The sequence below is a fragment of the Ardenticatenales bacterium genome, from assembly GCA_020634515.1.
In the GTDB taxonomy this organism is placed as follows: domain Bacteria; phylum Chloroflexota; class Anaerolineae; order Promineifilales; family Promineifilaceae; genus JAGVTM01.
In genome coordinates this window covers 121418-143514 of record JACKBL010000008.1, presented here as the reverse complement: position 1 = coordinate 143514, position 22097 = coordinate 121418, and the positions used below count along the sequence as shown (strand labels likewise).

Genomic DNA, 22097 nt, shown 5'->3' with positions numbered 1-22097 from the left:
CAAATACCATGCCCCCCAACACCCCCACCCTGCCCGCCCCCGTCGTCGTCATCTTCGGCGGCACGGCTGCCTACGAAATTGATCCGGGCGAATTCGCGCCCATCGTCGCCCGTCGCCGGCTCACCACCCCTTATGGAACCTCGCCCCTGTTCTACCAGTTACAGACGGCGGACGGTCGCGCGGTCTGGTTTAGTAGTCGGCATGGCGAGGACACCCTGGCGCGATCCGCCCGTTTTGTCAACCATCGCGCCAACATCTGGGCCGCGCGCGCCCTGGGCGGCACGCACATTCTCTCCTGGAATGGGGTGGGTGCGATCAATCCGCGACTGCGCGTGGGCGACATGGTTGTGCCGGCACGCTTGTTGGATTGGACACGCAACCGGCAGAGCAGCTTTGGCCCCACACCCCATCCCAGCCGCGCCGCCGCCCGCACCATTGACCACATCAACCAGGGAGACGACCCGCGCCAGGCGGCACAGCCTTTCGCCGCCGACGCACGCCAGGCGATTTTGGTCCACGGCGATGCCACCCTGGACCCGATGGCGGCCTTGACCTACGTCTGCACGGAGGGGCCACGACTGGAGACAGCGGCGGAAATCGCCCTCGCGGGGCAACTTGGCGCGGATGTGGTGGGGATGACGCTGTGCCCGGAAGTGTGGCTGGCGGCGGAACTGGGGGTGGCCTACGCCAGCCTCTGCCTGGTCACGAATTTTGCCACGGGGCTGTGGCATCTCGATCCCCGGCGTGATTTTGGCGCCGGCGTGGCGCGCCGCGCGCTGCCCGTGCTGCTGGCGGCGGCGGTTGAATTGGGCGCTCGTACGGCATTCATGCCGGCATCCGCCTAACTGTCATCCAAAATAGCGCGGAACAGGGGCAAAAACGAGAGACACACGATAAGGTTTCACATAATTATGACCATCTGTCGTCAACCTATCCGTTCTATTTTAACTGAGGAGGTTTTTCATATGAGATTGAAACAGTCCCGTATTCTGTATGTTGTTGCCGCCATCCTGGCGCTCGCCCTGCTGGCCGGCCCATCCTTTGGCGCGGACAGCGCCGCGGAGACGCAGCAGCGCGAGGCGGATGCGCCCGTCCTGTATGCGGACAGCGCCTATGCTATTCCCGATCAATACATTGTCGTTTTCAAACAAGGCGCCACCGCCGCCGTGACCGGCAGCCTGACCAACCAGGTTGAGGCACTCGGCGGGAAGGTCCAATACATTTACACGACGGCGCTGCAAGGATTTGCCGGCACGCTCTCCCCCGCGGCCCTGGCCGCCACCCGCCGCGACCCCAACGTCGCCTACATCGAAGCCGACCAGCAGGCTTGGGCCACCACCACACAGCCGAACGCCACCTGGGGCCTCGACCGGATTGACCAACGCGACCTGCCGCTGGACACGACCTACACCTACAACCTGACCGGCAGCGGCGTCCATGCCTACATCATCGACACCGGCATCCGCCCCACGCACAATGAGTTTGGCGGGCGCGCCTCCATCGCCTACGACAGCGTTGGCGACGGACAAAACGGGAATGACTGCAACGGACACGGGACGCATGTTGCCGGCACAATTGGCGGCAGCACGTATGGCGTAGCCAAAGCCGTCACCCTCCACGCCGTGCGCGTTCTCAACTGCCAGGGTTCCGGCTCCAACTCCGGCGTCATTGCCGGCATTGACTGGGTCACCAATAACCACCAAAGCCCGGCCGTGGCCAACATGAGCCTGGGCGGCGGCGCTTCCACGGCTATCGACAACGCCGTCATCAGCTCCATCAACAGCGGCGTCACGTACGCGATTGCCGCGGGCAACGACAACGCCAACGCCTGCAACTACTCCCCGGCCCGCGTAGCCGCGGCCATCACCGTCGGGTCCACGACCTCCTCCGACGCCCGCTCCTCCTTCTCCAACTACGGTACTTGCCTGGACATCTTCGCCCCAGGATCAGACATCACCTCCGCCTGGAACACCAGCGACAGCGCCACGAACACCATCAGCGGGACGTCTATGGCCACCCCGCACGTCGCCGGCGTAGCCGCCCTCTATCTGCAAAGCAATCCGGGCGCATCCCCGGCCACCGTGACCAACGCCATCATCACCAGCGCCACCAGTGGTCGCCTCAGCAGCATTGGCACGGGATCGCCCAACCTGCTGCTCTACTCCCTGCTGAATACGAACCCGCCCCCCTCTCCCACGCCGACAAACACACCCGGACCGCAAACGTGTACAACCTACACCAGCACCGACGTGCCGAAAAGCATTTCCAGCAGCGGCACACCCACGGTCACTTCAGTCGTCACGGTGGGCGGCAGCGGGACCATTGTGGACGTCAATGTGCTGGGGTTGAATGGCACGCACACCTGGATCAATGACCTGGACTTCAATTTGCAGAGTCCTGCCGGCACAACCGTGCAGATCATGGCCCGTTCGTGCGGCTCACAGGACAACTTCAATCTTAGCCTGGATGACGAGGCCGCGCCTGGTTCCTGGCCTTGCCCACCAACAAACGGCGGAACCTACCAACCCAGCAATCCGCTCTCCACGTTTGACGGGCAAAACAGCGCCGGAACCTGGACACTGATCATCCACGATAATGCCAACCTGGACGGCGGCAGCCTCAACGGGTGGAGCGTGGAAATCTGCACCGCGGGCGGCGGCGGCAACCCCACCCCCACACCCATCCCACCGACGGCCACCCCGACGGCCATCCCCCCCACGCCCACCAATACCCCCGTGCCCCCCACGCCAACGCCCATCCCCCCCACACCCACACCGCCTCCTGGTGGCGATCCCTGCACCAACTGTGAGCATTTCACCGGTACGCTTTCCGGCGCGGGTGATTATGATTATCAGCCGAACGGGACGTACTATTACAGTAATGCCGGCACGCACAATGGGTGGTTGGAAGGTCCGGCAGGCACAGACTTCGACCTCTACCTCTACAAGTGGACCGGCTGGTATTGGTCTTCCGTCGCCAGCTCAACCAGCGCTTCCAGCAGCGAGAGCATTAGTTACAACGGATCCGCTGGCTACTACTACTGGCGCATCTCCTCTTACAGCGGTTCTGGCGGTTACGATTTCTGGCTCGAACGTCCGTAGGAAAAGATGCCGGCAGTCTGAAACATAACCTGATGAAAGCCCCGTCCCTGGAGACGGGGCTTTTTTTCGCCAGCATTCGCAATCTCAGACACACGAACCCCCGCACGATTGAGGGATGTCGCAAGTCAACTTTCACCGCTTTTGCCCGCTTGAGATACAATGGTTGCATGATCACGCTGGCTGTCCTTGATTATCGAATGCCGGCACGCGCCGCATCCTCTCCCGACATCCTGGAAACCCCTTTCGGCCCGGTTGCTGGCCGCCGCACCGCCGGAACCATAACCCTGGCCGCGGCGACGTTGCCCGATCCCCGTGCCGCCGCCTACGCCGCGCGGCTGGCGGGGGCGGAACGTGTCCTGGCCGTCATTTTGGAACCAGACCTGACGCAGCCCACGCTCCCCCGCGACTTCATCGAATTCACCGACGAACGCCCCACGACCTTTTTCGAGACCGTCGGCACGGGCTACGTGCAACAGCAGCCCCCCTTTTGCCCGGAAATGACCACGGCCCTGGGCGCGGCGGGAGCGCGGCAGGGGGGCAACCTTCTCATCCTCGACAACCTCCCCGCGCCAGATACGCGGGCGTGGTGGCGCAACCAGGGCGTGGCAGCCTTCACCACCCACTCCCAACCTGAAGGAGCGTTGTGCCGCGAGCTAGAGATGTGTTGGGCGACGCTGTTGGTCCCGCCGAATTTCGATCTGTCGGGCTGGCCAGGTGGGGTCAACCTGCCATCGCCGCGCGCGTGCGCCTGCGGGCACGCCATGCAGTTCGCGCGCCGCGCCGGCAAGCTGCCGCCGGACTGGCGGAGGTGGGTCATCCCCCGTTAAACTTCTCCCGCTGTCACTTCCATTATCTTGGGGTATACTTCGCCCGTTGGGATCATTTTGGTCCATTCAGGCAGCCGTGCGCATCCGGCAGGAGATGCCGGCATTTTACCAGCACCACCACGACCATTCAGTGAGTCGCGCGTGACCGGCCAGAGCAGGCAGGTCCACCAACTACCTACAGAATATGAAAGCACAAAGAGTATCCATCATCGGCCTGGACCGCATCGGCGCGTCTTTCGCTCTGGCGCTCAAACGGCCTGAACTCAAACTGAAACGAGTCGGCTTTGACCTGGATGCGCCGCTGGCCAAAGAAGCGGAAAAGAAAGGCATCATTGATGAAAGCCGCTGGAATCTCATCGGCGCGGTGGCGGGGGCGGATATTGTAATCCTGTCTCTGCCGGCATTTGCCCTGGAAACCACCCTGCGCCAGATCGGCCAGGACGTGCAGGAGCATACCCTCATTCTCGATGCCTCCGACGCCAAAGGACTGGGGCAAAAATGGGCCGCGCAGTACCTACGGCAAGGGCACTACGTCGGCGTCAAGCCCGTACTGGCCGCCAACATGCTGGCCGATGGCCGCGTCGGGCTGGAGGCGGCCACCCCGGATCTGTTTCGGGACTCGGTGATGTGCTTAATGCCGGCAGCACGCGCCGAAGAAAAAGCCGTGGAAACCGCCATCAACATCGGCCTCCTCGTCGGCGCGCAACCCTACTTCCTCGATCCCCACGAATACGACAGCCTCGCGCAAGGCGTAGACACCATCCCCGGCCTCCTCTCCGCCGCCCTCTTCCGCGCCATTACCCAGGCCACCGGCTGGCGCGATATACTCCGCTTTGCCGGCCCCACGTTTGCCCTCGGAACCGCTGCCTTGCGCCAGCCCGACCTGGGCTATCAAGCCATCCAAAACAAGGCGGCCACCCTCCGCTGGCTGGAAAGCATCATTAACGAACTGCGCGCCATGCAGCAGCAAATATACGAAGGGGAATCAGAAACGCTGGACGCGCTGCTTCAACAACTAGCCATCGAACGCGAGGAATGGTTGCGCCAGCGTGCCCGCAACGACTGGCAAGAATTTCCCCTTAACAACATTGATCCCCTGACCATGCGTGAACGCCTCCTGGGGAGCCGCCGTAAAAAAAGCGACAACTGACGCCCGCCTGCATCATGCCGTCCAGACCATTCAACATCTTAATGATTGCCCCCACCTCCTTCTTTGCCGACTACGGTGGGCACATTCGTATCCTGGAGGAAGCGCGCGTGCTGCAAGCGTCCGGGCATCGGGTCACCATCGTCACCTACGATAAAGGAAAGGACGTCCCTGGTCTCACCATTCACCGCACGCCCGCCCTTCCCTGGCACGCCGATTACGAAGTCGGCTCATCACGGCACAAGCTGGCACTCGACGCATACCTGGCCATCAAAAGCCTGCGCGTCATGGGCATGGTCAAGCCCGACATCGTACACGGGCACATGCACGAGGGCGCTCTACTTGGCTGGCCACTGGCGACCATTTGGCGCGTGCCCCTCGTCTTCGACTTTCAGGGCAGCCTCACCGGCGAAATGGTCGATCACCACTTCCTCGATCCCCATGGGCGGCTATTTCCCTGGATGTTTCGGCTGGAAAAGTTCATCGCCAACCTGCCGGACGCCATCCTCACCAGTTCGCTACGCGCACAAGATTTGTTGATGGACAAGTTCCAGGTGCCCTCGCGCCGCATCCATCCTCTGCCCGACTGCGCCAACCTGACCCGATTTGATCCGACGCAATTCAGCCCGGAAGCAAAGCAGCGGCTGCGGCGGCAACTGGGCATTCCCCCAGAGCGACCGTTGGTCGTGTACCTGGGGCTGCTGGCCGACTACCAGGGCACGGATCATCTGCTGCAAGCCGCGGCACGGTTGCGCCGGGCCGGGCACAACATCCACTTCCTGATCATGGGCTTCCCCAATGTAGACCACTATCAGCGCATGGCCGCGGACCTGGGCGTAGCCGATCACGTCACCCTCACCGGCCGGGTTGATTATGAGGACGCGCCCGCGCGGCTGGCGTTAGGCGACGTGGCCGTCTCCGCCAAGATGTCCAAGACGGAAGGGAGCGGCAAGGTACTCAACTACATGGCTATGGGGTTGCCTGTGGTGGCCTATGACACGCGCGTGCATCGGGATTATCTGGGTGAGGGCGGCGTATATGCGCCGCTGGGAGACGTGGAAAGCCTGACGCAAGGGCTGCTGGCTTTGTGTCAGGATGGCGCGCGCCGCCAGGAACTGGGCGCAAAACTGCGTCGGCGCGCACAGGAGCATTTCAGTTGGGAAGCTGCCGGCAAAACCATTTTGGAGCTGTACACCCGCTTGACAAGGCAGCATGTAGTGCTATAATGTAGGTTCGCGTCACTGTGCATCCTGAGACGCGAGCAAACAGAAATCACGGACGCAAACAGCGGGTGCAACAAATGGGTTGCGCCCTTTCTTTGTCGTGGTTTCAGCCGCACACAAATTGGCCGCGACCCCCTAACTTACAAGAGCAGGTAAGAACACATGCCACAAAGGACTCTCAAGAGCTACGCACGTACCAAAGCCCCACTGGAACTACCTCGCTTAATCGACGTTCAGCTCGAATCCTTCATGACCTTTCGCGATGAAAGTCTGGCGGAACTTTTCGAGGAGATTTCGCCCATCACGAGCTATAACGGGAATCTGGAACTTTATTTTCCATGCTCACTGCCGGCAGTGAAGGATTTCAATCTCAGCTACTGGTTTGGCGAACCGAAGTACAGCGTGGAAGAATGCGTGGAACGAGACATGAGCTACTCCGCGCCGTTGTATGTGAAGGTACTGTTGTACAGCACGGACCTGGACCAGCCCATCGTGCAAGATATTTTCATGGGCGATTTTCCGTTGATGACGGATGCCGGCACGTTCATCATCAACGGCACTGAACGCGTCGTCGTCAGCCAGCTTATCCGCTCCCCCGGCGCCTATTTTGAAATCCAGGAAGAACGCGCCACGGGCCGTCCCCTGGCCATGGGCAAACTCATCCCCGACCGCGGTGCGTGGATGGAATTTGAAACACGCAAAACCGACTACCTCACCGTCAAATTCAACCGCAAGCGCACCGTCCCCATCACCCTCTTCCTGCGGGCCATGGCCGCCGTGGATGACGGTCTGGGCAACCACCTGCTCAAAACCGGTTCCGACCAGGAACTCCTCGACCTCTTCGCCCACGTAGACACCAACGGCGAACACCTCTACATCCAGGGCAGCATTGAGCAAGAACCCCCGTGGGAACCCGACCGCTCCCTGCCCGAACAGGCCCTGATTGAGTTCTACAAGCGGATGCGCCCCGGCGATCCGCCCACGCTGGACAACGCGCAGCAATACCTGTATGAACAGTTGTACGACAAGCGCCGCTACGACCTTGCCCGCGTCGGACGCTATAAGCTCAACAAGAAACTGGGCCTGCACGATCTGGTGCCACTAGAGCATCGCACCATCACCCAGTACGACATCGTGCGCCTGGTTGAACACATGATTCAGATCAACAACGGCATCGAAGGGGCGGACGACATCGACCACCTGGGCAATCGGCGCGTGAAGACGGTGGGTGAGCTACTGCAAGCCAAACTGCGCGTCGGGCTGCGCCGCATGGAGCGCGTTGTCAAGGAACGCATGTCCATTCGGGAATCCGACACCATCACGCCCGTGGCCTTGATCAACATTCGCCCCGTGGTGGCCGCCATCCGCGAATTCTTCGGCAGCTCCCAGTTGAGCCAGTTCATGGAACAGGCCAATCCGCTGGCGGAATTGACGCACAAACGCACCCTCTCCGCACTGGGGCCTGGCGGTCTGCGCCGCGAGCGCGCCGGCTTCGAAGTGCGCGACGTGCATCACAGCCACTATGGGCGCATCTGCCCCATTGAAACGCCGGAAGGCCCGAACATTGGCCTCATTGGCCGTCTGGCCAGCTACGGGCGCGTCAACAAATACGGCTTCATCGAAACCCCCTACCTGCGCGTGCGCAAAACGATTGTCGGCGATGACCCGGACATGATCAACCATGATGCTTTTGTGGACATCATGGACGCCGACGGCAACGTGCTGGTGGCGGCCGGCGAGACGATCACCGAGGACGCCTTTGCGCGCATCAAAGAAGCCAACCTTCCCGAAGTCAAGGTGCGCCCCTTCCTCACCGACGATCTGGTTTATATGTCCGCCGATGAAGAAGACCCGTTTACCATTGCCCAGCTAGGCGCGCAGATTGATGATCGCGGCCAATTCATGGAAAACCGCATCTCCGTGCGGCGCAATCAGCAATTCCGTTTCTCCTCCGTGGAGCGCGTGGATTACGTGGACGTGGCTCCGCGCCAGATCGTGGGCGTCTCCGCTGCACTCATCCCCTTCCTGGAACACGACGACGCCAACCGCGCCCTCATGGGTTCCAACATGCAGCGCCAGGCCGTCCCCCTCCTCGACCCAGACGTCCCTATCGTCAGCACCGGCATGGAGCAGCAAGCCGCCATGAACTCCGGGCAGGTCGTCGTCGCCGCGGAACCGGGCGAAGTGCTGCGCGTCACCGGAGACGAAGTCGTGGTTCTGGGGGAGAACGGACCGCGCAACTATCGCCTGCGCAAATACAATCGTTCCAACCAGAGTACGTGCATTGACCAGCACCCGGTTGTCAATAAAGGGCAGCGCATCGAAGTGAACGATGTGCTGGCGGACAGCTCCTCGACGGAAAATGGCGAACTGGCGCTGGGGCAGGATGTGGTTGTCGCTTTCCTTTCCTGGGAAGGCGGCAATTTTGAGGACGCTATCCTGGTCAGCGAGCGCATGGTGTATAATGACAAATTCACGTCGATCCACATAGAAAAGCATGAAGTGGAGGCGCGCGACACCAAGCTGGGGCCGGAAGAAATCACGTATGATATTCCCAACGTCAGTGAAGATGCGCTGAAAGACCTGGATGAACGCGGCATTATTCGCATCGGCGCGGATGTGAAGGCGAATGATATTCTCGTCGGCAAGATTACGCCCAAAGGCGAGAAGGAGTTAAGCCCGGAAGAAAAATTGCTGCGGGCGATCTTCGGCGACAAGGCGCGCGAAGTGAAGGACTCCAGCCTGCGGTTGCCCCATGGTGCGCGGGGCAAGGTTGTGGATGTGCAGGTGTTCAATCGGCAGCAGGATCGAGATTTGCCGGCAGGCGTGGAAACCATGGTCCGCGTCAGCATCGCCCAACGGCGCAAAATCTCGCAGGGTGACAAAATGGCCGGTCGGCACGGAAACAAAGGGGTTATTTCCAAGATTGTGCCCGTGGAAGACATGCCTTTCCTGGCTGACGGCACGCCCGTGGACATTATTCTCAGTCCCATCGGTGTTCCTGGCCGTATGAACCTGGGACAGATATTGGAGACCCACCTGGGTTGGGCCGCGCATCGGCTGGATTTTCGGGCCATTACGCCCGTTTTTGACGGAGCCAATGAGCGAGAAATCGCCGCGGAATTGGGCCGCGCCTGGTTGATGGACCACGCCTGGACTATCGTCACGGATTGGGCATGGGATTGGCTGAAGGAGATGCACCGTCACCAGGACGACCTGTATGACGACCGCGAAGCGCGCAACATGTTTGTGTCCGCGTGGCTGGGCGAACTCGGCTATGACGTAGAGCGGCTGCAATCTGATCGCACCTACGCCCGTTATTCGGTGGCCCGCGAATGGCTACAAACGCAAGGATGGACCCCGGAAGATGTGTTCCCGGCGACCACGTTGAGCAAGCAGGCGTGGCGCCCGACCAACGAAAAGACCATCGAAGTTTGCGTGCGTGAGTGGTATGCCTGGATTTTGGGCAAATATGGCGAATGGTTGCCTGAATCACTGATTTTGGATGCGTACGCAGCGCCCCTGGATGCCCTGGTAGAGAAATCAAATGACGTCACGTATCACACAGGCATTCCCCTGCCCACCCGTGGCAAGGAAAAGCTGTTTGATGGCAAGACGGGCGAGTCGTTTGACCAGCCGGTTACAGTGGGAATCATTCACATGCTTAAGCTGGCGCACCTGGTCGAAGACAAGGTACACGCTCGCTCCACGGGGCCGTACTCCCTGGTGACACAGCAGCCGTTGGGCGGCAAGGCACAGTTCGGCGGGCAGCGTTTCGGCGAAATGGAAGTGTGGGCGCTGGAGGCGTATGGCGCCGCGCACACGCTGCAAGAAATGCTCACTGTAAAATCGGACGACGTGCAAGGGCGCGTCAAGACGTATGAGTCCATTGTTAAGAACGAGCCGATTGAAGAACCGGGCGTGCCGGCATCTTTCCGCGTCCTCGTTAAAGAATTGCAAAGCCTCGGCCTCGCCGTTGAAGCTGTCACGGACAGCGGTGACGTCATTCACTTTGGTAAAGAAGACGACAACCGGCAACGGCAATACGTCGGCACCGGCCTCATGGACCTGGCGCGACGCAATCATTAGAGCGTGTCAACCAGCAACCATTCATGCTGACGCATAGTCGGCCAAACCACCAAACCGTAAAAGTTTGACAATGTCAAGCCGAACAGGTAGAATTCTCTTTCAATAAGTCTACTAACGGTTGGGTAATTAATTTGCAGGTCCGGTTTTCCCTTCTGGGATCGGAAACCAACTTTAGTTACCAATTAAATAAACGAATCCCGACTGGAGGCCATCGGTTTTCATCACCGATGGCCTTCGTTTGTCGCTTGAAATAGCTGTTTTCGTTCGTTTTGCCGCACGGTTTTGAGAGTAACTAAGGAGAAGACTAGCGTGCCAACCATCAATCAACTTGTACGCAAAGGGCGACAGGAAAAAACGAAGAAAAGTACCGCGCCAGCTTTGCAGTGGACCTTTAACACGTACAAACAACGTCGGACGCAGCAGCCAAAGGGTGCGCCCCAAAAGCGCGGCGTCTGCACGCAGGTGAAAACGGCCACTCCTAAGAAACCTAATTCCGCTTTGCGGAAAGTTGCCCGTGTGCGTCTTTCCAATGGCATTGAAGTGACTGCCTACATCCCCGGCGAAGGCCACCGCCTGCAAGACCACTCCGTTGTGTTGGTGCGTGGTGGTCGCGTGAAGGACCTGCCTGGCGTGCGCTATCATATCGTCCGCGGGACGTTGGATGCCGATGGCGTGGAAAATCGTAAGAAAGGTCGGTCCAAATACGGAACCAAAGCGCCCAAGAAGTAGGCGCATCCTGAACATTCGTTTGCAAGACGATAGAACACGAAAATTTGCAGAGGGAATCGGGCGCGCCCTGTCAACGCCCCAGTTCCCATAAACGGAGATATTTCTATGGCGAGACGTTATCGGCCCGAAAAACGAGATGTTGATCCTGACCTTCGCTACCAGAGCGTTCATGTGTCCATGTTTATCAATCGCCTGATGCACAGCGGCAAAAAAAGCACGGCGGAACGGCTGTTTTACGATAGCATGGATATGATTGAGGAGCGCACCAATCGCCCCGGGATCGAGATATTTGATGAAGCGATGCAAAATGTCGCGCCGCACATTGAAGTGCGTCCGCGCCGCGTAGGCGGCTCGACCTATCAGGTTCCAATTGAGGTCGCACCGGATCGACGCATCACGCTGGCAATGCGCTGGCTGATCGCTGCCGCCCGCAACCGCGGCGGCAAGTCCATGGCGTCCAAACTGGCAAATGAGTTCATGGATGCCGCGACGAAACAAGGGGCGGCAGTGAAGCGGCGTGAAGATACACACCGCATGGCAGAAGCAAATCGTGCTTTTGCTCATTATCGCTTTTAGAAGTGTGAACGAATATGCGCTATCCACTTGAGCGGGTTCGCAATATCGGCATCATCGCACATATTGATGCCGGCAAAACGACCACCACCGAACGCATCCTATACTACACCGGCGTCATTCACCGCATGGGTGAAGTCCACGAAGGAACCGCCACCATGGATCACATGGTGCAGGAACAAGAACGCGGCATCACCATCACCTCCGCCGCCACCACCACCTTCTGGCTCGATCACCAGGTGAACATCATCGACACCCCCGGCCACATTGACTTCACCGCCGAAGTGCAACGCAGCCTGCGTGTACTCGATGGTGGCATCGTTGTCTTCGACGCAGTTGCCGGTGTACAACCTCAATCGGAAACAGTCTGGCGGCAGGCCAATGATTACGGCGTACCCCGCATCTGCTTCATCAACAAAATGGACCGCGTGGGTGCTGATTTCGACCGCGCCGTCGGTATGATCCGCGACCGTCTGAAGGGCAATCCCATCCCCGTGCATTTCCCTCTGGGCGCGGAAAGTGATTTCTACGCCGTCGTAGACCTCCTTTCTATGGAGGCTATCGAATGGCACGAAGATGACCTGGGCGCGCATCCCGTGGTCGTGCCCATCCCCGAAGAGTTCGAGGAAGCGGCCGCCATCGCCCACGCGCAGCTCGTTGAAAGCATCGTAGAGCTGGACGACGAACTGATGATGCGCTACCTGGAAGAAGAACCCATCGCCGCCGACGAACTCAAGGCAGCCCTGCGTGCGGCCACGCTGCGCGGCGTGGCAACCCCAGTCTTGTGTGGCACGGCCCTGCGAAACAAAGGTATTCAGGAAGTCCTGGACGCCGTTGTGGACTACCTCCCTTCTCCGCTGGACGTTCCCCCGATGCAGGGCGTCAATCCCGTCACGGACGCGCCTGAAGACCGCATCCCCAGCGACGATGCCCCCTTCTCCGCCCTCGTCTTCAAAATCGTCACCGACCCCTATGTCGGCAGACTGGCTTACTTCCGCGTCTACTCGGGAACCGTCGCCGTCGGCAGTTCGGTCATGAACAGCACCAAGAACCGTAAAGAACGCATTGGTCGCCTGCTGCGCATGCATGCCGACCACCGCGAAGACGTAAAACTCATTCAGGCGGGCGATATTGCCGCCACGTTGGGACTGAAAACGACCTTTACCGGCGACACGCTGTGCGATTTCGGGGCGCCTATTATCCTGGAAGCCATTGACTTTCCAGAACCCGTCATTTCCATGGCGATTGAACCGAAGACCACGCTTGACCAGGACAAACTCTCCCTCGCTCTGCGCGCACTCGCCGAAGAGGACCCCACATTCCAGATAAAGACGGATGAGCAAACCGGCCAGACCATTCTCTACGGGATGGGCGAATTGCACCTGGACGTTCTCGTTGACCGGATGCGACGCGAATTCAAAGTGGCAGCAAACATTGGCAAACCCCGCGTGGCTTATCGGGAAACGATCACCGCTCCCGTACAGAAGGCGGAGGGGCGCTTCGTGCGCCAGACGGGCGGCCGCGGTCAGTACGGGCATGTCGTAATCAATCTTGAACCGCTGCCTCCGGGCGAAGGGTTCGTATTTGAAAACGCCATCATTGGCGGGATCATTCCTAAAGAGTACATCAAGCCAACAGAAGCAGGTATCCGTGAGGCGATGGAAACCGGCGTTTTAGCCGGCTACCCCATGGTGGACGTAAAGGCCTCCCTGATTGACGGCTCTTTCCATGAAGTAGACTCCTCGGAAATGGCTTTCAAGATCGCCGGCTCCATGGCCCTCAAAGATGGGGTGATGAAAGGGCAGCCCGTTCTGCTGGAGCCTATCATGGCCCTGGAAATCGAAGCGCCAGAAGAGTACACGGGCGACATCATGGGAAACCTGTCGGCGCGGCGCGGCATGATCGAAGGCATTGAAGTCCGCGCCGGGGGGATTCAATCGATTAAGGCGTACGCGCCACTGGCGGAGATGTTTGGCTATGCGACTGATTTGCGATCCATGACGCAGGGACGCGGCACGTTCACAATGGAGTTCCACCATTATGATCGCGTCACGCAGAAAATAGCTGATGAGGTGCTCAAAGGGGCGCGTTGATGCGCTCTGGCGCCAGAACAAAGGCGAGTTTACAGGTCAGATGTGGCGATTACGGCAAAATGGTCCGACCGTAATTCCAATGGATCTAAAGCACGCAAGCATTATCAAAGAGAGGGTTTTGAATAATGGGCAAAGAGAAATTTGTACGTGAGAAACCACATGTCAATATCGGCACCATTGGTCACATTGACCATGGTAAGACCACGCTCACCGCGGCCATCACCAAGACGCTGTCCCTGAAGGGATGGGCGGATTTCCGCGCCTTCGACCAGATTGACAACGCGCCAGAAGAAAAAGAGCGCGGTATCACCATCGCCATCGCCCATGTCGAATACGAGACGGAGCATCGCCACTACGCGCACGTAGACTGCCCGGGGCATCGTGACTACATCAAGAACATGATCACGGGCGCGGCGCAGATGGACGGCGCAATTCTGGTGGTGGCGGCGCCGGACGGGCCAATGCCGCAGACGCGGGAACATGTGCTGTTGGCGCGGCAGGTGGAAGTGCCGGCCATGGTCATCTTCCTGAACAAATGCGACATGATGGATGACGAGGAGCTGTTGGAACTGGTGGAATTGGAACTGCGGGAACTGCTGGACATCTACGAGTTCCCTGGGGACGAGACCCCCATCGTGCGCGGCAGCGCGCTCCATGCGCTGGAGTGCGAGAGCAAAGACCCGGACGCGCCGGAGTATGCCTGCATCTGGGAGTTGATGCGCGTGGTGGATGAGTACATTCCGCAGCCAGAGCGAGACGTGGAAAAGCCGTTCCTGATGCCGGTGGAAGACGTGTTCTCCATCAAGGGGCGGGGAACGGTGGTCACGGGTCGCGCGGAGCGCGGCGTGCTCAAGCCGGGCGAGGAAGTAGAAATCGTCGGGCTGCGCGACGACATCCGCAAGGTGATTGTGACCTCGATGGAGATGTTCCACAAGACGCTGGACAAGGTGGAAGCGGGCGACAATGCTGGCTTGCTCCTGCGCGGTGTGGGACGTGACGAGGTGGAGCGCGGTCAAGTGCTGGCGAAGCCGAAGAGCATCACGCCACACAAGAAGTTTGAAGGGGAAGTGTACGTGCTGCGCAAGGACGAAGGGGGACGGCACAAGGCGTTCTTCCCCGGGTATCGGCCGCAGTTCTACATCCGCACGATGGACGTGACGGGTACGATTACGCTTCCCGAAGGTGTGGAAATGGTGATGCCGGGCGACAACGTGAACATGCTGGTGGAGTTGATTACGCCGGTGGCGTTGGAAGCGGGTGGTCGTTTCGCTATCCGTGAAGGCGGCGTGACCGTGGGCGCCGGCGTCATTACGAAGATTTTGGAGTAGTTCCTTTGCACAAAAGAGGGGCGCGGCGCGGATTTTCGGGCGTGGCGCCTCTCTTACTGAGGCGACGATTATGGCTCAAAGAATACGAATTCGCTTGAAGGCTTACGATCACCGCGTTCTGGACCAATCGGCCAAGCGCATTGTGGGAACAGCAGAACGCACAGGGGCGCGCGTGTTGGGTCCGGTGCCGCTGCCGACGCGCATTGAGCGTTTTACGGTGCGGCGCAGTACGTTTATCGACAAGGACTCTCATGAGCACTTCGAGATTCGCACGCACAAGCGATTGATCGATGTGATCAATCCCGATTCTAAGACGATTGACACGTTGATGCGTTTGAATTTGCCGGCAGGCGTTGATATTGAGATTTCCATTTAAGCCACTGCCGGCATTTTGTCATCGCACGTCTACCTGCCCTACCGGGGCCGGAGCGAGAAAGCTACTCGCCCAACCAGGTTGTCAGCGCAACCCGCTTTCTTGACGCGAAGACGTGCCACAATTCGGATGATGCAGTTCTCGCCTGGTGAGCTGACAGTCCGTGGAGGAAGTAATGAAAGGGTTACTTGGTTTCAAAGTGGGCATGACCCAGATTATTGAACCGAATGGCGATGCCGTTCCGGTGACAATAATCCAGGCGGGACCATGTCCGGTGACGCAGGTGAAGACCATCAAGACTGATGGCTACAATGCGGTTCAGCTTGGGTTCGCGGAAACAAAAGACCAACGGCTGACGCGCGGTCAACTCGGTCATCTGGGTCGTGTGAAGGCGGGCAAGAAGAATCGTCCGCGCAAGAATGTCCGGAATATGCCGGCACTCAAAATCCTGCGCGAGTTCCGTACCAAAACCGCCGAAGATTATCAAATCGGCCAGGTCCTCACCGTTGAGCAATTTGAAATTGGCAGCCACGTTGACGTGACTGGAAAGAGCAAAGGACGAGGCTTCCAGGGTGGTGTGAAACGCCACGGTTTCCGTGGTGGTCCCAAAACCCACGGCCAGTCCGACCGGCATCGCGCCCCCGGTTCTATCGGTTCCACTTCTCATGTGGGCCGCGTCTTCAAGGGCACGCGCATGGCAGGCCGCATGGGCAATGATCGCACTACGGCCCAGAACTTACAGGTGGTTCGCATTGACCCGGAGAAGAATCTGATCGCGGTCAGAGGCGCCGTGCCCGGGGCCAAAGGCGGCCTGGTTATCATTCGAGAAGCTGCGAAGAGCTAGTGGAGACAGTGTGATGGAAGTTCCTGTTATGAACATGGCTGGTGAGCAGGTTGACCAGGTTGAGCTTTCGCCCGTTATTTTTGAAGCCAAAGTCAACCGCGGCCTGATGCACCAGGCGCTTGTACGACAATTAGCAAACGCCCGCCAGGGCACACACAAAGCCAAGACCCGTGGTGAGGTGAACCGCACGACGGCCAAGTGGTATCGGCAAAAAGGCACGGGCCGCGCCCGTCATGGCAGCCGTCGCGCCCCCATTTTTGTTGGCGGCGGCGTGGCCCACGGCCCCCTGCCCCGCGACTACAGCAAGGATATGCCGCGCAAAATGCGCCGCGCCGCCTTGCGCTCCGCGCTCACCGTGAAGGCCCAGTCGGGAGATGTGGTCGTCGTGGATCGACTGCACCTGGACACACCCCGGACGAAGGAAATGTCCGCGGCTTTGGCCCGACTGGTGGGAGATGACAGCGTACTGCTGCTGATGCCGGCGGACAGCGACAACAATATCCTCCTCTCCGCCCGCAACCTGGCGGATGTGAAGCTGCTGCGCGATACGTACCTGAACGTACGCGACGTGCTAGGATACGGCAAAGTCGTCCTGTCGCTGGAATCGCTAGATGCGATTGAATCCTTCCTCGGCCAGGAAGACGCTTACACCTACGCTATGTTGGAAGAGGAGGAATAAGCGATGCATTGGCGAGACATTATCCGTCGCCCGGTAGTGACGGAAAAAAGCACGATTATGGTTGACCGTTATAACCAGTACACGTTTGTGGTGCATCCTCAGGCCAACAAAGTGCAAATCAAAATGGCCGTGGAACTGGCCTACCCGAATGTGACCGTGGAGAAAGTGCGGATAGCGAATATGCCGGCAAAGCGCGCCCGTCGCCTGCGCCGTATGGCCATTCGCAAATCTGGCTGGAAAAAGGCCATCGTCACTCTCTCCCCCGGTGACACAATCAACGTATTTGAAGGTGTTTAGTAAGCAGGGATGACGGTTTCGCCCACCGTGGGGTCTCGTTCCCACCAACGGCGAAATCTGCGCCCATCTCTGGAGGAAACATGCCAATCAAAGTATTCAAACCAACTTCACCTGGCCGCCGCGGAATGAGCGGCCAGACATTTGAAGAAATCACGCACAGCCAGCCGGAGCGCAGCCTGTCAAAAGGATTGCGCAAGCGGGGTGGTCGCAATTTCCGTGGCAAGGTCACGGTGCGGCATCGCGGCGGCGGGCACAAACGGCGCTATCGCTTCATTGATTTCAAGCGGGACAAATTCGGCATTCCGGGGCGTATCGCCTCTATCGAATATGACCCCAATCGTTCCGCCCGCATCGCGCTGGTCGTCTACGCCGATGGCGAAAAACGGTACGTTGTCGCCCCTCTTGGCCTGCGCGTCGATGATACGATTCTTAGTGACGAACGCACGGAAATTCGCCCCGGCAACACGATGCCCATCCGCAACATCCCTCTGGGTACGCAGATACACAACATCGAATTGCAACCAGGTCGCGGTGGTCAGATCGCTCGTTCTGCCGGCACTTCCGCCCAACTCCTGGCCAAAGAAGGAGAGCAATACGCCATCGTCCGCCTTCCTTCCGGCGAAGAACGCTACATCCGCCAGGATTGCCTGGCAACCATCGGCCAGGTCGGCAACGTCGAACACGGCAACGTCAAACTTGGCAAAGCAGGTCGCAAACGTCACCTGGGCATCCGCCCCACCGTGCGCGGCTCTGCCATGTCGCCGCGAGACCATCCACATGGTGGTGGCGAAGGCCGCTCTCCCATTGGTATGGCTGGCCCCAAAACCCCCTGGGGCAAACCCGCCCAGGGCACACGGACCCGCAGCAACAAATCCACCGACAAGTTCATTTTTCGTCGCCGTAGCAAGAAGCGCCGTTAGGAGAACAAGCGATGTCAAGATCACTCAAGAAGGGTCCATTTATCGACCCCAAACTGCTGAAAAAAATCGAAAGATTGAACGCCACCGGTGGCAGAATGGTCATCCGCACCTGGTCACGGTCCAGCACCATCTTTCCGCAAATGGTTGGTCACACCATTGGCGTCTATGATGGCCGCCGTCACATTCCCATCTACATCACCGAAAACATGGTGGGGCACAAACTGGGTGAATTCGCCCCTACCCGCACCTTTCGCGGCCACATCAGCAAAGCAGAAAAGAAAGGGCGTAGATAACGATGATAGAAGCATTCGAAGTCAAAGCGGTGGCCCGACACATTGGCATTTCGCCACAGAAAGTCCGTCTGGTCATTGATACAGTTCGTGGAAAAGATGCGGAAGAAGCGCTAGAGATACTGCGCTTCATGCCCAATCGAGCCGCTGAACCAGTCTTCAAACTGGTGCAATCAGCCATTGCCAATGCCGAAGAAAACTTCGGCCTGGAAGCCGATGATCTGTTCATCAGCCGCATTTACGCTGACGAAGGACCGCGCAATCGTTTGCGCCCCTATGGTGGACGCTTCGGCGCTCGCGGACGGTTTAAGCCGATCATGCGCCGAACCTCGCACATAACCGTTATCCTGGCCGAGCGTGAAGCGACGGAATATCTAGAGTAAGGAGGACTAACCTTGGGGCGTAAAGTACATCCAATCGGATTTCGTTTGAAGATTATTCGCGACTGGAATACCCGCTGGTATGCCGAGGGCGAACGCTACCGCGATTTGCTGCACGAGGACTTCGCTATTCGTGCGTTGGTGCGCCAGGAATTGGCTCAGGCCGGCATTTCCAATATCGAAATCGAACGTTTTCCGAATCAAGTTCAAGTCGTCATCTGGACGGCCAAGCCAGGTATTGTTATTGGGCGGAAAGGCGCAACCGTTAAGGAACTGCGCAATAAACTGAAAGACTTGACCAACAAAGCCGTCAAGTTGGAAGTAGAGGAAATCACCCAACCCGACCTCGATGCCCGACTGGTAGCCGAGAACATCGCCGGCCAGCTTGAACGGCGCATCTCCCACAGTCGCGCCATGAAACGGGCCGTGACCCAGGCTATGCGCCAGGGCGCGCAAGGCGTGCGCATCGAAGCAGGTGGCCGTCTCTCCGGCGCGGAAATGGCCCGTAAAGAAAAAGTGTGGGACGGGCAGGTGCCGCGCAACACATTGCGCGCCAACATTGATTACGGCTTCGCGGAAGCCTTAACCACCTTTGGCCGCATTGGCATTAAAGTGTGGATCTACAAAGGCGAAGTCCTGCCGCAGAAAGAAACCACGGACGTCTACGTCAGCAGCTAGGCTAAAAACAGCGGCGTTCGAGATATTTGGAGAATTCATCATGTTAATGCCAAAACGCGTCAAGTATCGCAAACAGTTTCGTGGGCGGATGCGCGGCATGGCGAAAGGTGGCACGGAACTGTTGCACGGCGATTTTGGATTGCAGGCGATGGCCCCCGGGTGGATAACCAGCCGCCAGATCGAGGCAATTCGCCGTACCATCGTCCGCCAGATGCGCCGTCGTGGTAAGTATTGGATTCGCGTCTTTCCCGACAAACCCGTGACGGCAAAACCAGCCGAAACGCGCATGGGCAAGGGCAAAGGCTCCGTAGACCATTGGGTTGCCGTGGTAAAGCCTGGCCGTATTTTGTTCGAGATTTCCGGCGTGCCGGACGACATCGCCCGTGAGGCTCTGCGCTTGGCCGGGTACAAACTGCCCATCAAAACGCAGGTCATTGCACGAGAAGAGGGAATCTAATGGCTAGCATTGTGGAATTACGAGACATGAGCAACATCAAACTGGAAGAGATGTTGGAAAACGCTCGTGAAGAAATGTTCAATTTGCGTTTTCAGCGGGCTACGGGCCGCCTGGAAGATTATTCTCGCCTGAAGAAGGTGCGCCAGGAGATCGCTCGCCTGGAGACCGTTCTCAATGCCCGTCATCAGGCTGTTGCCCTGGCGGCGCAAGAACCTGAGATTGCAGCTGTGTTGGCCGGCAAAGAGTGGCAGGCCAGTGCGCACTATGACTATGAGCTGAGTACCTGGTTGGTGACATTCACGGACAATAATGATGCCAGCATGGCGACAGCCCAGGTCAATCTGAACCAGAAGCACAACTTCCCGCGCCAGAAGCGTCAGGAAGGGCGGCAGCCGCGCCGGGTGACGCAGTACGAGATTGCAGGGTAGAGAAGATGAGAGATCAACGCAAACGTTTAATCGGAGTCGTAACCAGCGACAAGATGGACAAGACCGTAGTCGTGGCCGTGGCGACGACTAAGCGCCATCCTCTGTACGGTAAGGTGGTTCGGCTGGTAAAGAAATATAAGGCGCACGACGAAAAGAATGAATGCCAAATCGGTGATCGCGTGCAGATTATCGAATCTAAACCGATCAGCCGCGACAAGCGTTGGACAGTCATGGCTATCCTGGATCGCGCCCAATAGGAGACAACACCATGATTCAACAAGAAAGTCTCTTAAAGGTAGCGGATAATTCAGGAGCGCGCGAAGTCTCCGTGATCCGTGTTTTGGGTGGTTCCAAGCGCATTTATGGACACGTGGGCGACATTGTCGTAGCTACGGTGAAGAAGGCAACGCCGAATGGAACGGTGAAGAAGAGCAGTGTGGTGCGCGCCGTCATTGTGCGCACCAACAAAGAGTATCGCCGCTCCGATGGCAGTTATATTCGTTTTGACGATAACGCCGTTGTTATCCTGGGAACGGATGGCCGCACACCGGTAGGGACACGTATTTTCGGCCCTGTGGCGCGCGAACTGCGAGAAAAAGGCTTTAGCCGTATTCTATCGCTGGCGCCAGAAGTGCTGTAGGAGAGTAAGGCTATGCGTCTCAAAGTAAATGATCAGGTAGAGGTAATTGCCGGCAACTTCAAAGGCATTCGTGGCACCGTTTTGCGCGTTATTCCAGAACAGAATCGCGTTGTCGTCTCTGGTGTCAATGTCGTTAAGAAGCACCAGAAACCCCGCCAGACAGGTGGGCGTCCCGCGCCCGGCGGCATTATCGAGTTTGAAGCGCCTATTGATGCTTCAAACGTGATGCTCGTTTGCCCCACCACGGGCCAACTGACGCGCATTGGATTGCGCCGCGACGAAGATGGACGACGGGTACGCTATTCCAAGAAAAGCGGTCAATCATTAGAGTGACATCACTGGCGCTGTGCCAGACAGGCAACCATCTGGCAAGACCTGTCTGCTACTCAGCCTGGAGGATAGAATGGCTATTACAGCATTAACAGAGCAGTACAAAGAAAGCGTTGTGCCGGCTCTGATGAAGGAATTCAAGTACAAAAGCGTTATGCAAGCGCCGCGCATCGAAAAGGTCGTGGTTAACGTTGGCCTGGGTGAAGCACTGGACAACCCTAAGGCGTTGGAGTTTGCCGTGCGCGACATCACGACAATTACGGGACAAAAACCCGTCGTCACCAAAGCTCGTCGCTCTATTGCCGGCTTTAAGCTGCGCGAGGGCCGCACCATTGGGGTCAAGGTGACGTTGCGCGGCGACCGTATGTGGAGCTTCCTCACCAGGCTTATCCACGTGGCGCTGCCCCGCACGCGCGATTTCCAGGGCGTTTCCCCCTACTCGTTTGATGGTCGTGGGAATTACACGCTGGGTTTGCGCGAGCAGCTCATCTTCCCGGAGATTCGTTATGACTCTATCGACAAGGTGCGCGGAATGGAAGTGAGCATTGTAACGACCGCAAAGACGGATGATGAGGGACGACGTTTGCTGGCACTGTTGGGCATGCCCTTCAAGCGTGATTAGGCCAGTTTGATAGACACCATCCGTTGTGACTGAGAGATAAGGACAAAGA

At 58.5% G+C, this 22097-nt stretch carries 24 protein-coding genes; all 24 read left to right on the top strand.

Going from position 1 to position 22097, the window contains the following annotated elements; all coding sequences use genetic code 11:
- The first annotated feature begins 8 nt into the window (after positions 1–8).
- The 24 genes from H6650_19660 (at position 9) to rplE (ending at position 22048) form a co-directional block, all read left to right on the top strand.
- Positions 9–845: an MTAP family purine nucleoside phosphorylase gene (locus tag H6650_19660; protein ID MCB8954227.1), complete on the top strand. Its 837-nt coding sequence runs from the start codon at positions 9–11 to the stop codon at positions 843–845.
- Between the two features lie 120 nt (positions 846–965).
- A complete protein-coding gene (locus H6650_19655; GenBank protein ID MCB8954226.1) occupies positions 966–3101 on the top strand; it encodes a S8 family peptidase in 2136 nt (711 codons plus the stop codon).
- Between the two features lie 167 nt (positions 3102–3268).
- Positions 3269–3928 (top strand): hypothetical protein, encoded by a 660-nt coding sequence (locus H6650_19650; protein ID MCB8954225.1) that lies wholly within the window; start codon positions 3269–3271, stop codon positions 3926–3928.
- A 184-nt stretch (positions 3929–4112) separates the two neighbouring features.
- Positions 4113–5078, top strand: a complete 966-nt coding sequence (locus tag H6650_19645; GenBank protein MCB8954224.1) for a prephenate dehydrogenase/arogenate dehydrogenase family protein — start codon at positions 4113–4115, stop codon at positions 5076–5078.
- Between the two features lie 14 nt (positions 5079–5092).
- Positions 5093–6301 (top strand): glycosyltransferase family 4 protein, encoded by a 1209-nt coding sequence (locus tag H6650_19640; protein ID MCB8954223.1) that lies wholly within the window; start codon positions 5093–5095, stop codon positions 6299–6301.
- Positions 6302–6460: 159 nt separating this feature from the next.
- Entirely contained in the window at positions 6461–10387 is a 3927-nt protein-coding gene (locus H6650_19635) for a DNA-directed RNA polymerase subunit beta (GenBank protein ID MCB8954222.1), read from the top strand.
- A gap of 309 nt (positions 10388–10696) precedes the next feature.
- On the top strand, positions 10697–11116 hold the full coding sequence (gene rpsL / locus H6650_19630; protein MCB8954221.1) for a 30S ribosomal protein S12: 420 nt from the start codon (positions 10697–10699) through the stop codon (positions 11114–11116).
- A 105-nt stretch (positions 11117–11221) separates the two neighbouring features.
- Positions 11222–11692, top strand: a complete 471-nt coding sequence (gene rpsG / locus H6650_19625) for a 30S ribosomal protein S7 (protein ID MCB8954220.1) — start codon at positions 11222–11224, stop codon at positions 11690–11692.
- A gap of 14 nt (positions 11693–11706) precedes the next feature.
- A complete protein-coding gene (fusA, locus tag H6650_19620) occupies positions 11707–13782 on the top strand; it encodes an elongation factor G (GenBank protein MCB8954219.1) in 2076 nt (691 codons plus the stop codon).
- Positions 13783–13907: 125 nt separating this feature from the next.
- Positions 13908–15110, top strand: coding sequence for an elongation factor Tu (gene tuf, locus H6650_19615; GenBank protein MCB8954218.1), 1203 nt, complete (start codon positions 13908–13910; stop codon positions 15108–15110).
- Positions 15111–15177: 67 nt separating this feature from the next.
- On the top strand, positions 15178–15486 hold the full coding sequence (gene rpsJ / locus H6650_19610; GenBank protein MCB8954217.1) for a 30S ribosomal protein S10: 309 nt from the start codon (positions 15178–15180) through the stop codon (positions 15484–15486).
- 172 nt (positions 15487–15658) lie between these two features.
- Positions 15659–16327, top strand: coding sequence for a 50S ribosomal protein L3 (gene rplC, locus H6650_19605; protein ID MCB8954216.1), 669 nt, complete (start codon positions 15659–15661; stop codon positions 16325–16327).
- A gap of 13 nt (positions 16328–16340) precedes the next feature.
- Entirely contained in the window at positions 16341–17006 is a 666-nt protein-coding gene (gene rplD / locus H6650_19600; protein ID MCB8954215.1) for a 50S ribosomal protein L4, read from the top strand.
- 3 nt (positions 17007–17009) lie between these two features.
- Entirely contained in the window at positions 17010–17303 is a 294-nt protein-coding gene (gene rplW, locus H6650_19595; GenBank protein MCB8954214.1) for a 50S ribosomal protein L23, read from the top strand.
- An 80-nt stretch (positions 17304–17383) separates the two neighbouring features.
- Positions 17384–18223, top strand: coding sequence for a 50S ribosomal protein L2 (gene rplB, locus H6650_19590; protein ID MCB8954213.1), 840 nt, complete (start codon positions 17384–17386; stop codon positions 18221–18223).
- An 11-nt stretch (positions 18224–18234) separates the two neighbouring features.
- The gene (gene rpsS / locus H6650_19585; GenBank protein ID MCB8954212.1) at positions 18235–18516 is read left to right on the top strand and encodes a 30S ribosomal protein S19; all 282 of its coding nucleotides are present in this window, start codon (positions 18235–18237) and stop codon (positions 18514–18516) included.
- A gap of 2 nt (positions 18517–18518) precedes the next feature.
- Positions 18519–18896 (top strand): 50S ribosomal protein L22, encoded by a 378-nt coding sequence (gene rplV, locus H6650_19580; GenBank protein ID MCB8954211.1) that lies wholly within the window; start codon positions 18519–18521, stop codon positions 18894–18896.
- Between the two features lie 12 nt (positions 18897–18908).
- Positions 18909–19571, top strand: coding sequence for a 30S ribosomal protein S3 (rpsC, locus tag H6650_19575; protein ID MCB8954210.1), 663 nt, complete (start codon positions 18909–18911; stop codon positions 19569–19571).
- Between the two features lie 40 nt (positions 19572–19611).
- Positions 19612–20028, top strand: a complete 417-nt coding sequence (gene rplP, locus H6650_19570; protein MCB8954209.1) for a 50S ribosomal protein L16 — start codon at positions 19612–19614, stop codon at positions 20026–20028.
- On the top strand, positions 20028–20456 hold the full coding sequence (rpmC, locus tag H6650_19565; GenBank protein ID MCB8954208.1) for a 50S ribosomal protein L29: 429 nt from the start codon (positions 20028–20030) through the stop codon (positions 20454–20456). Before rplP ends, rpmC begins: the two co-directional genes overlap by 1 nt.
- Positions 20457–20461: 5 nt before the next feature.
- Positions 20462–20713 carry a 30S ribosomal protein S17 gene (gene rpsQ, locus H6650_19560; protein ID MCB8954207.1) on the top strand — a complete coding sequence of 84 codons (252 nt, stop codon included), beginning with the start codon at positions 20462–20464 and terminating at the stop codon, positions 20711–20713.
- Positions 20714–20724: 11 nt separating this feature from the next.
- Positions 20725–21096 (top strand): 50S ribosomal protein L14, encoded by a 372-nt coding sequence (gene rplN, locus H6650_19555; protein ID MCB8954206.1) that lies wholly within the window; start codon positions 20725–20727, stop codon positions 21094–21096.
- 12 nt (positions 21097–21108) lie between these two features.
- The gene (gene rplX, locus H6650_19550) at positions 21109–21429 is read left to right on the top strand and encodes a 50S ribosomal protein L24 (GenBank protein MCB8954205.1); all 321 of its coding nucleotides are present in this window, start codon (positions 21109–21111) and stop codon (positions 21427–21429) included.
- 76 nt (positions 21430–21505) lie between these two features.
- The gene (gene rplE / locus H6650_19545; protein ID MCB8954204.1) at positions 21506–22048 is read left to right on the top strand and encodes a 50S ribosomal protein L5; all 543 of its coding nucleotides are present in this window, start codon (positions 21506–21508) and stop codon (positions 22046–22048) included.
- Positions 22049–22097 lie beyond the last annotated feature (49 nt).

Coding starts and splice junctions, on each gene's coding strand:
- H6650_19655 (MCB8954226.1), top strand. CDS start 966: ATGAGATTGAAACAGTCCCGTATTCTGTATGTTGTTGCCGCCATCCTG.
- rplD (MCB8954215.1), top strand. CDS start 16,341: ATGGAAGTTCCTGTTATGAACATGGCTGGTGAGCAGGTTGACCAGGTT.
- fusA (MCB8954219.1), top strand. CDS start 11,707: ATGCGCTATCCACTTGAGCGGGTTCGCAATATCGGCATCATCGCACAT.
- rplW (MCB8954214.1), top strand. CDS start 17,010: ATGCATTGGCGAGACATTATCCGTCGCCCGGTAGTGACGGAAAAAAGC.
- rplX (MCB8954205.1), top strand. CDS start 21,109: ATGCGTCTCAAAGTAAATGATCAGGTAGAGGTAATTGCCGGCAACTTC.
- rpsG (MCB8954220.1), top strand. CDS start 11,222: ATGGCGAGACGTTATCGGCCCGAAAAACGAGATGTTGATCCTGACCTT.
- rplV (MCB8954211.1), top strand. CDS start 18,519: ATGATAGAAGCATTCGAAGTCAAAGCGGTGGCCCGACACATTGGCATT.
- H6650_19645 (MCB8954224.1), top strand. CDS start 4,113: ATGAAAGCACAAAGAGTATCCATCATCGGCCTGGACCGCATCGGCGCG.
- H6650_19650 (MCB8954225.1), top strand. CDS start 3,269: ATGATCACGCTGGCTGTCCTTGATTATCGAATGCCGGCACGCGCCGCA.
- H6650_19640 (MCB8954223.1), top strand. CDS start 5,093: ATGCCGTCCAGACCATTCAACATCTTAATGATTGCCCCCACCTCCTTC.
- rpmC (MCB8954208.1), top strand. CDS start 20,028: ATGGCTAGCATTGTGGAATTACGAGACATGAGCAACATCAAACTGGAA.
- tuf (MCB8954218.1), top strand. CDS start 13,908: ATGGGCAAAGAGAAATTTGTACGTGAGAAACCACATGTCAATATCGGC.
- rplN (MCB8954206.1), top strand. CDS start 20,725: ATGATTCAACAAGAAAGTCTCTTAAAGGTAGCGGATAATTCAGGAGCG.
- rplC (MCB8954216.1), top strand. CDS start 15,659: ATGAAAGGGTTACTTGGTTTCAAAGTGGGCATGACCCAGATTATTGAA.
- rpsS (MCB8954212.1), top strand. CDS start 18,235: ATGTCAAGATCACTCAAGAAGGGTCCATTTATCGACCCCAAACTGCTG.
- rpsQ (MCB8954207.1), top strand. CDS start 20,462: ATGAGAGATCAACGCAAACGTTTAATCGGAGTCGTAACCAGCGACAAG.
- rplP (MCB8954209.1), top strand. CDS start 19,612: ATGTTAATGCCAAAACGCGTCAAGTATCGCAAACAGTTTCGTGGGCGG.
- H6650_19635 (MCB8954222.1), top strand. CDS start 6,461: ATGCCACAAAGGACTCTCAAGAGCTACGCACGTACCAAAGCCCCACTG.
- rplB (MCB8954213.1), top strand. CDS start 17,384: ATGCCAATCAAAGTATTCAAACCAACTTCACCTGGCCGCCGCGGAATG.
- H6650_19660 (MCB8954227.1), top strand. CDS start 9: ATGCCCCCCAACACCCCCACCCTGCCCGCCCCCGTCGTCGTCATCTTC.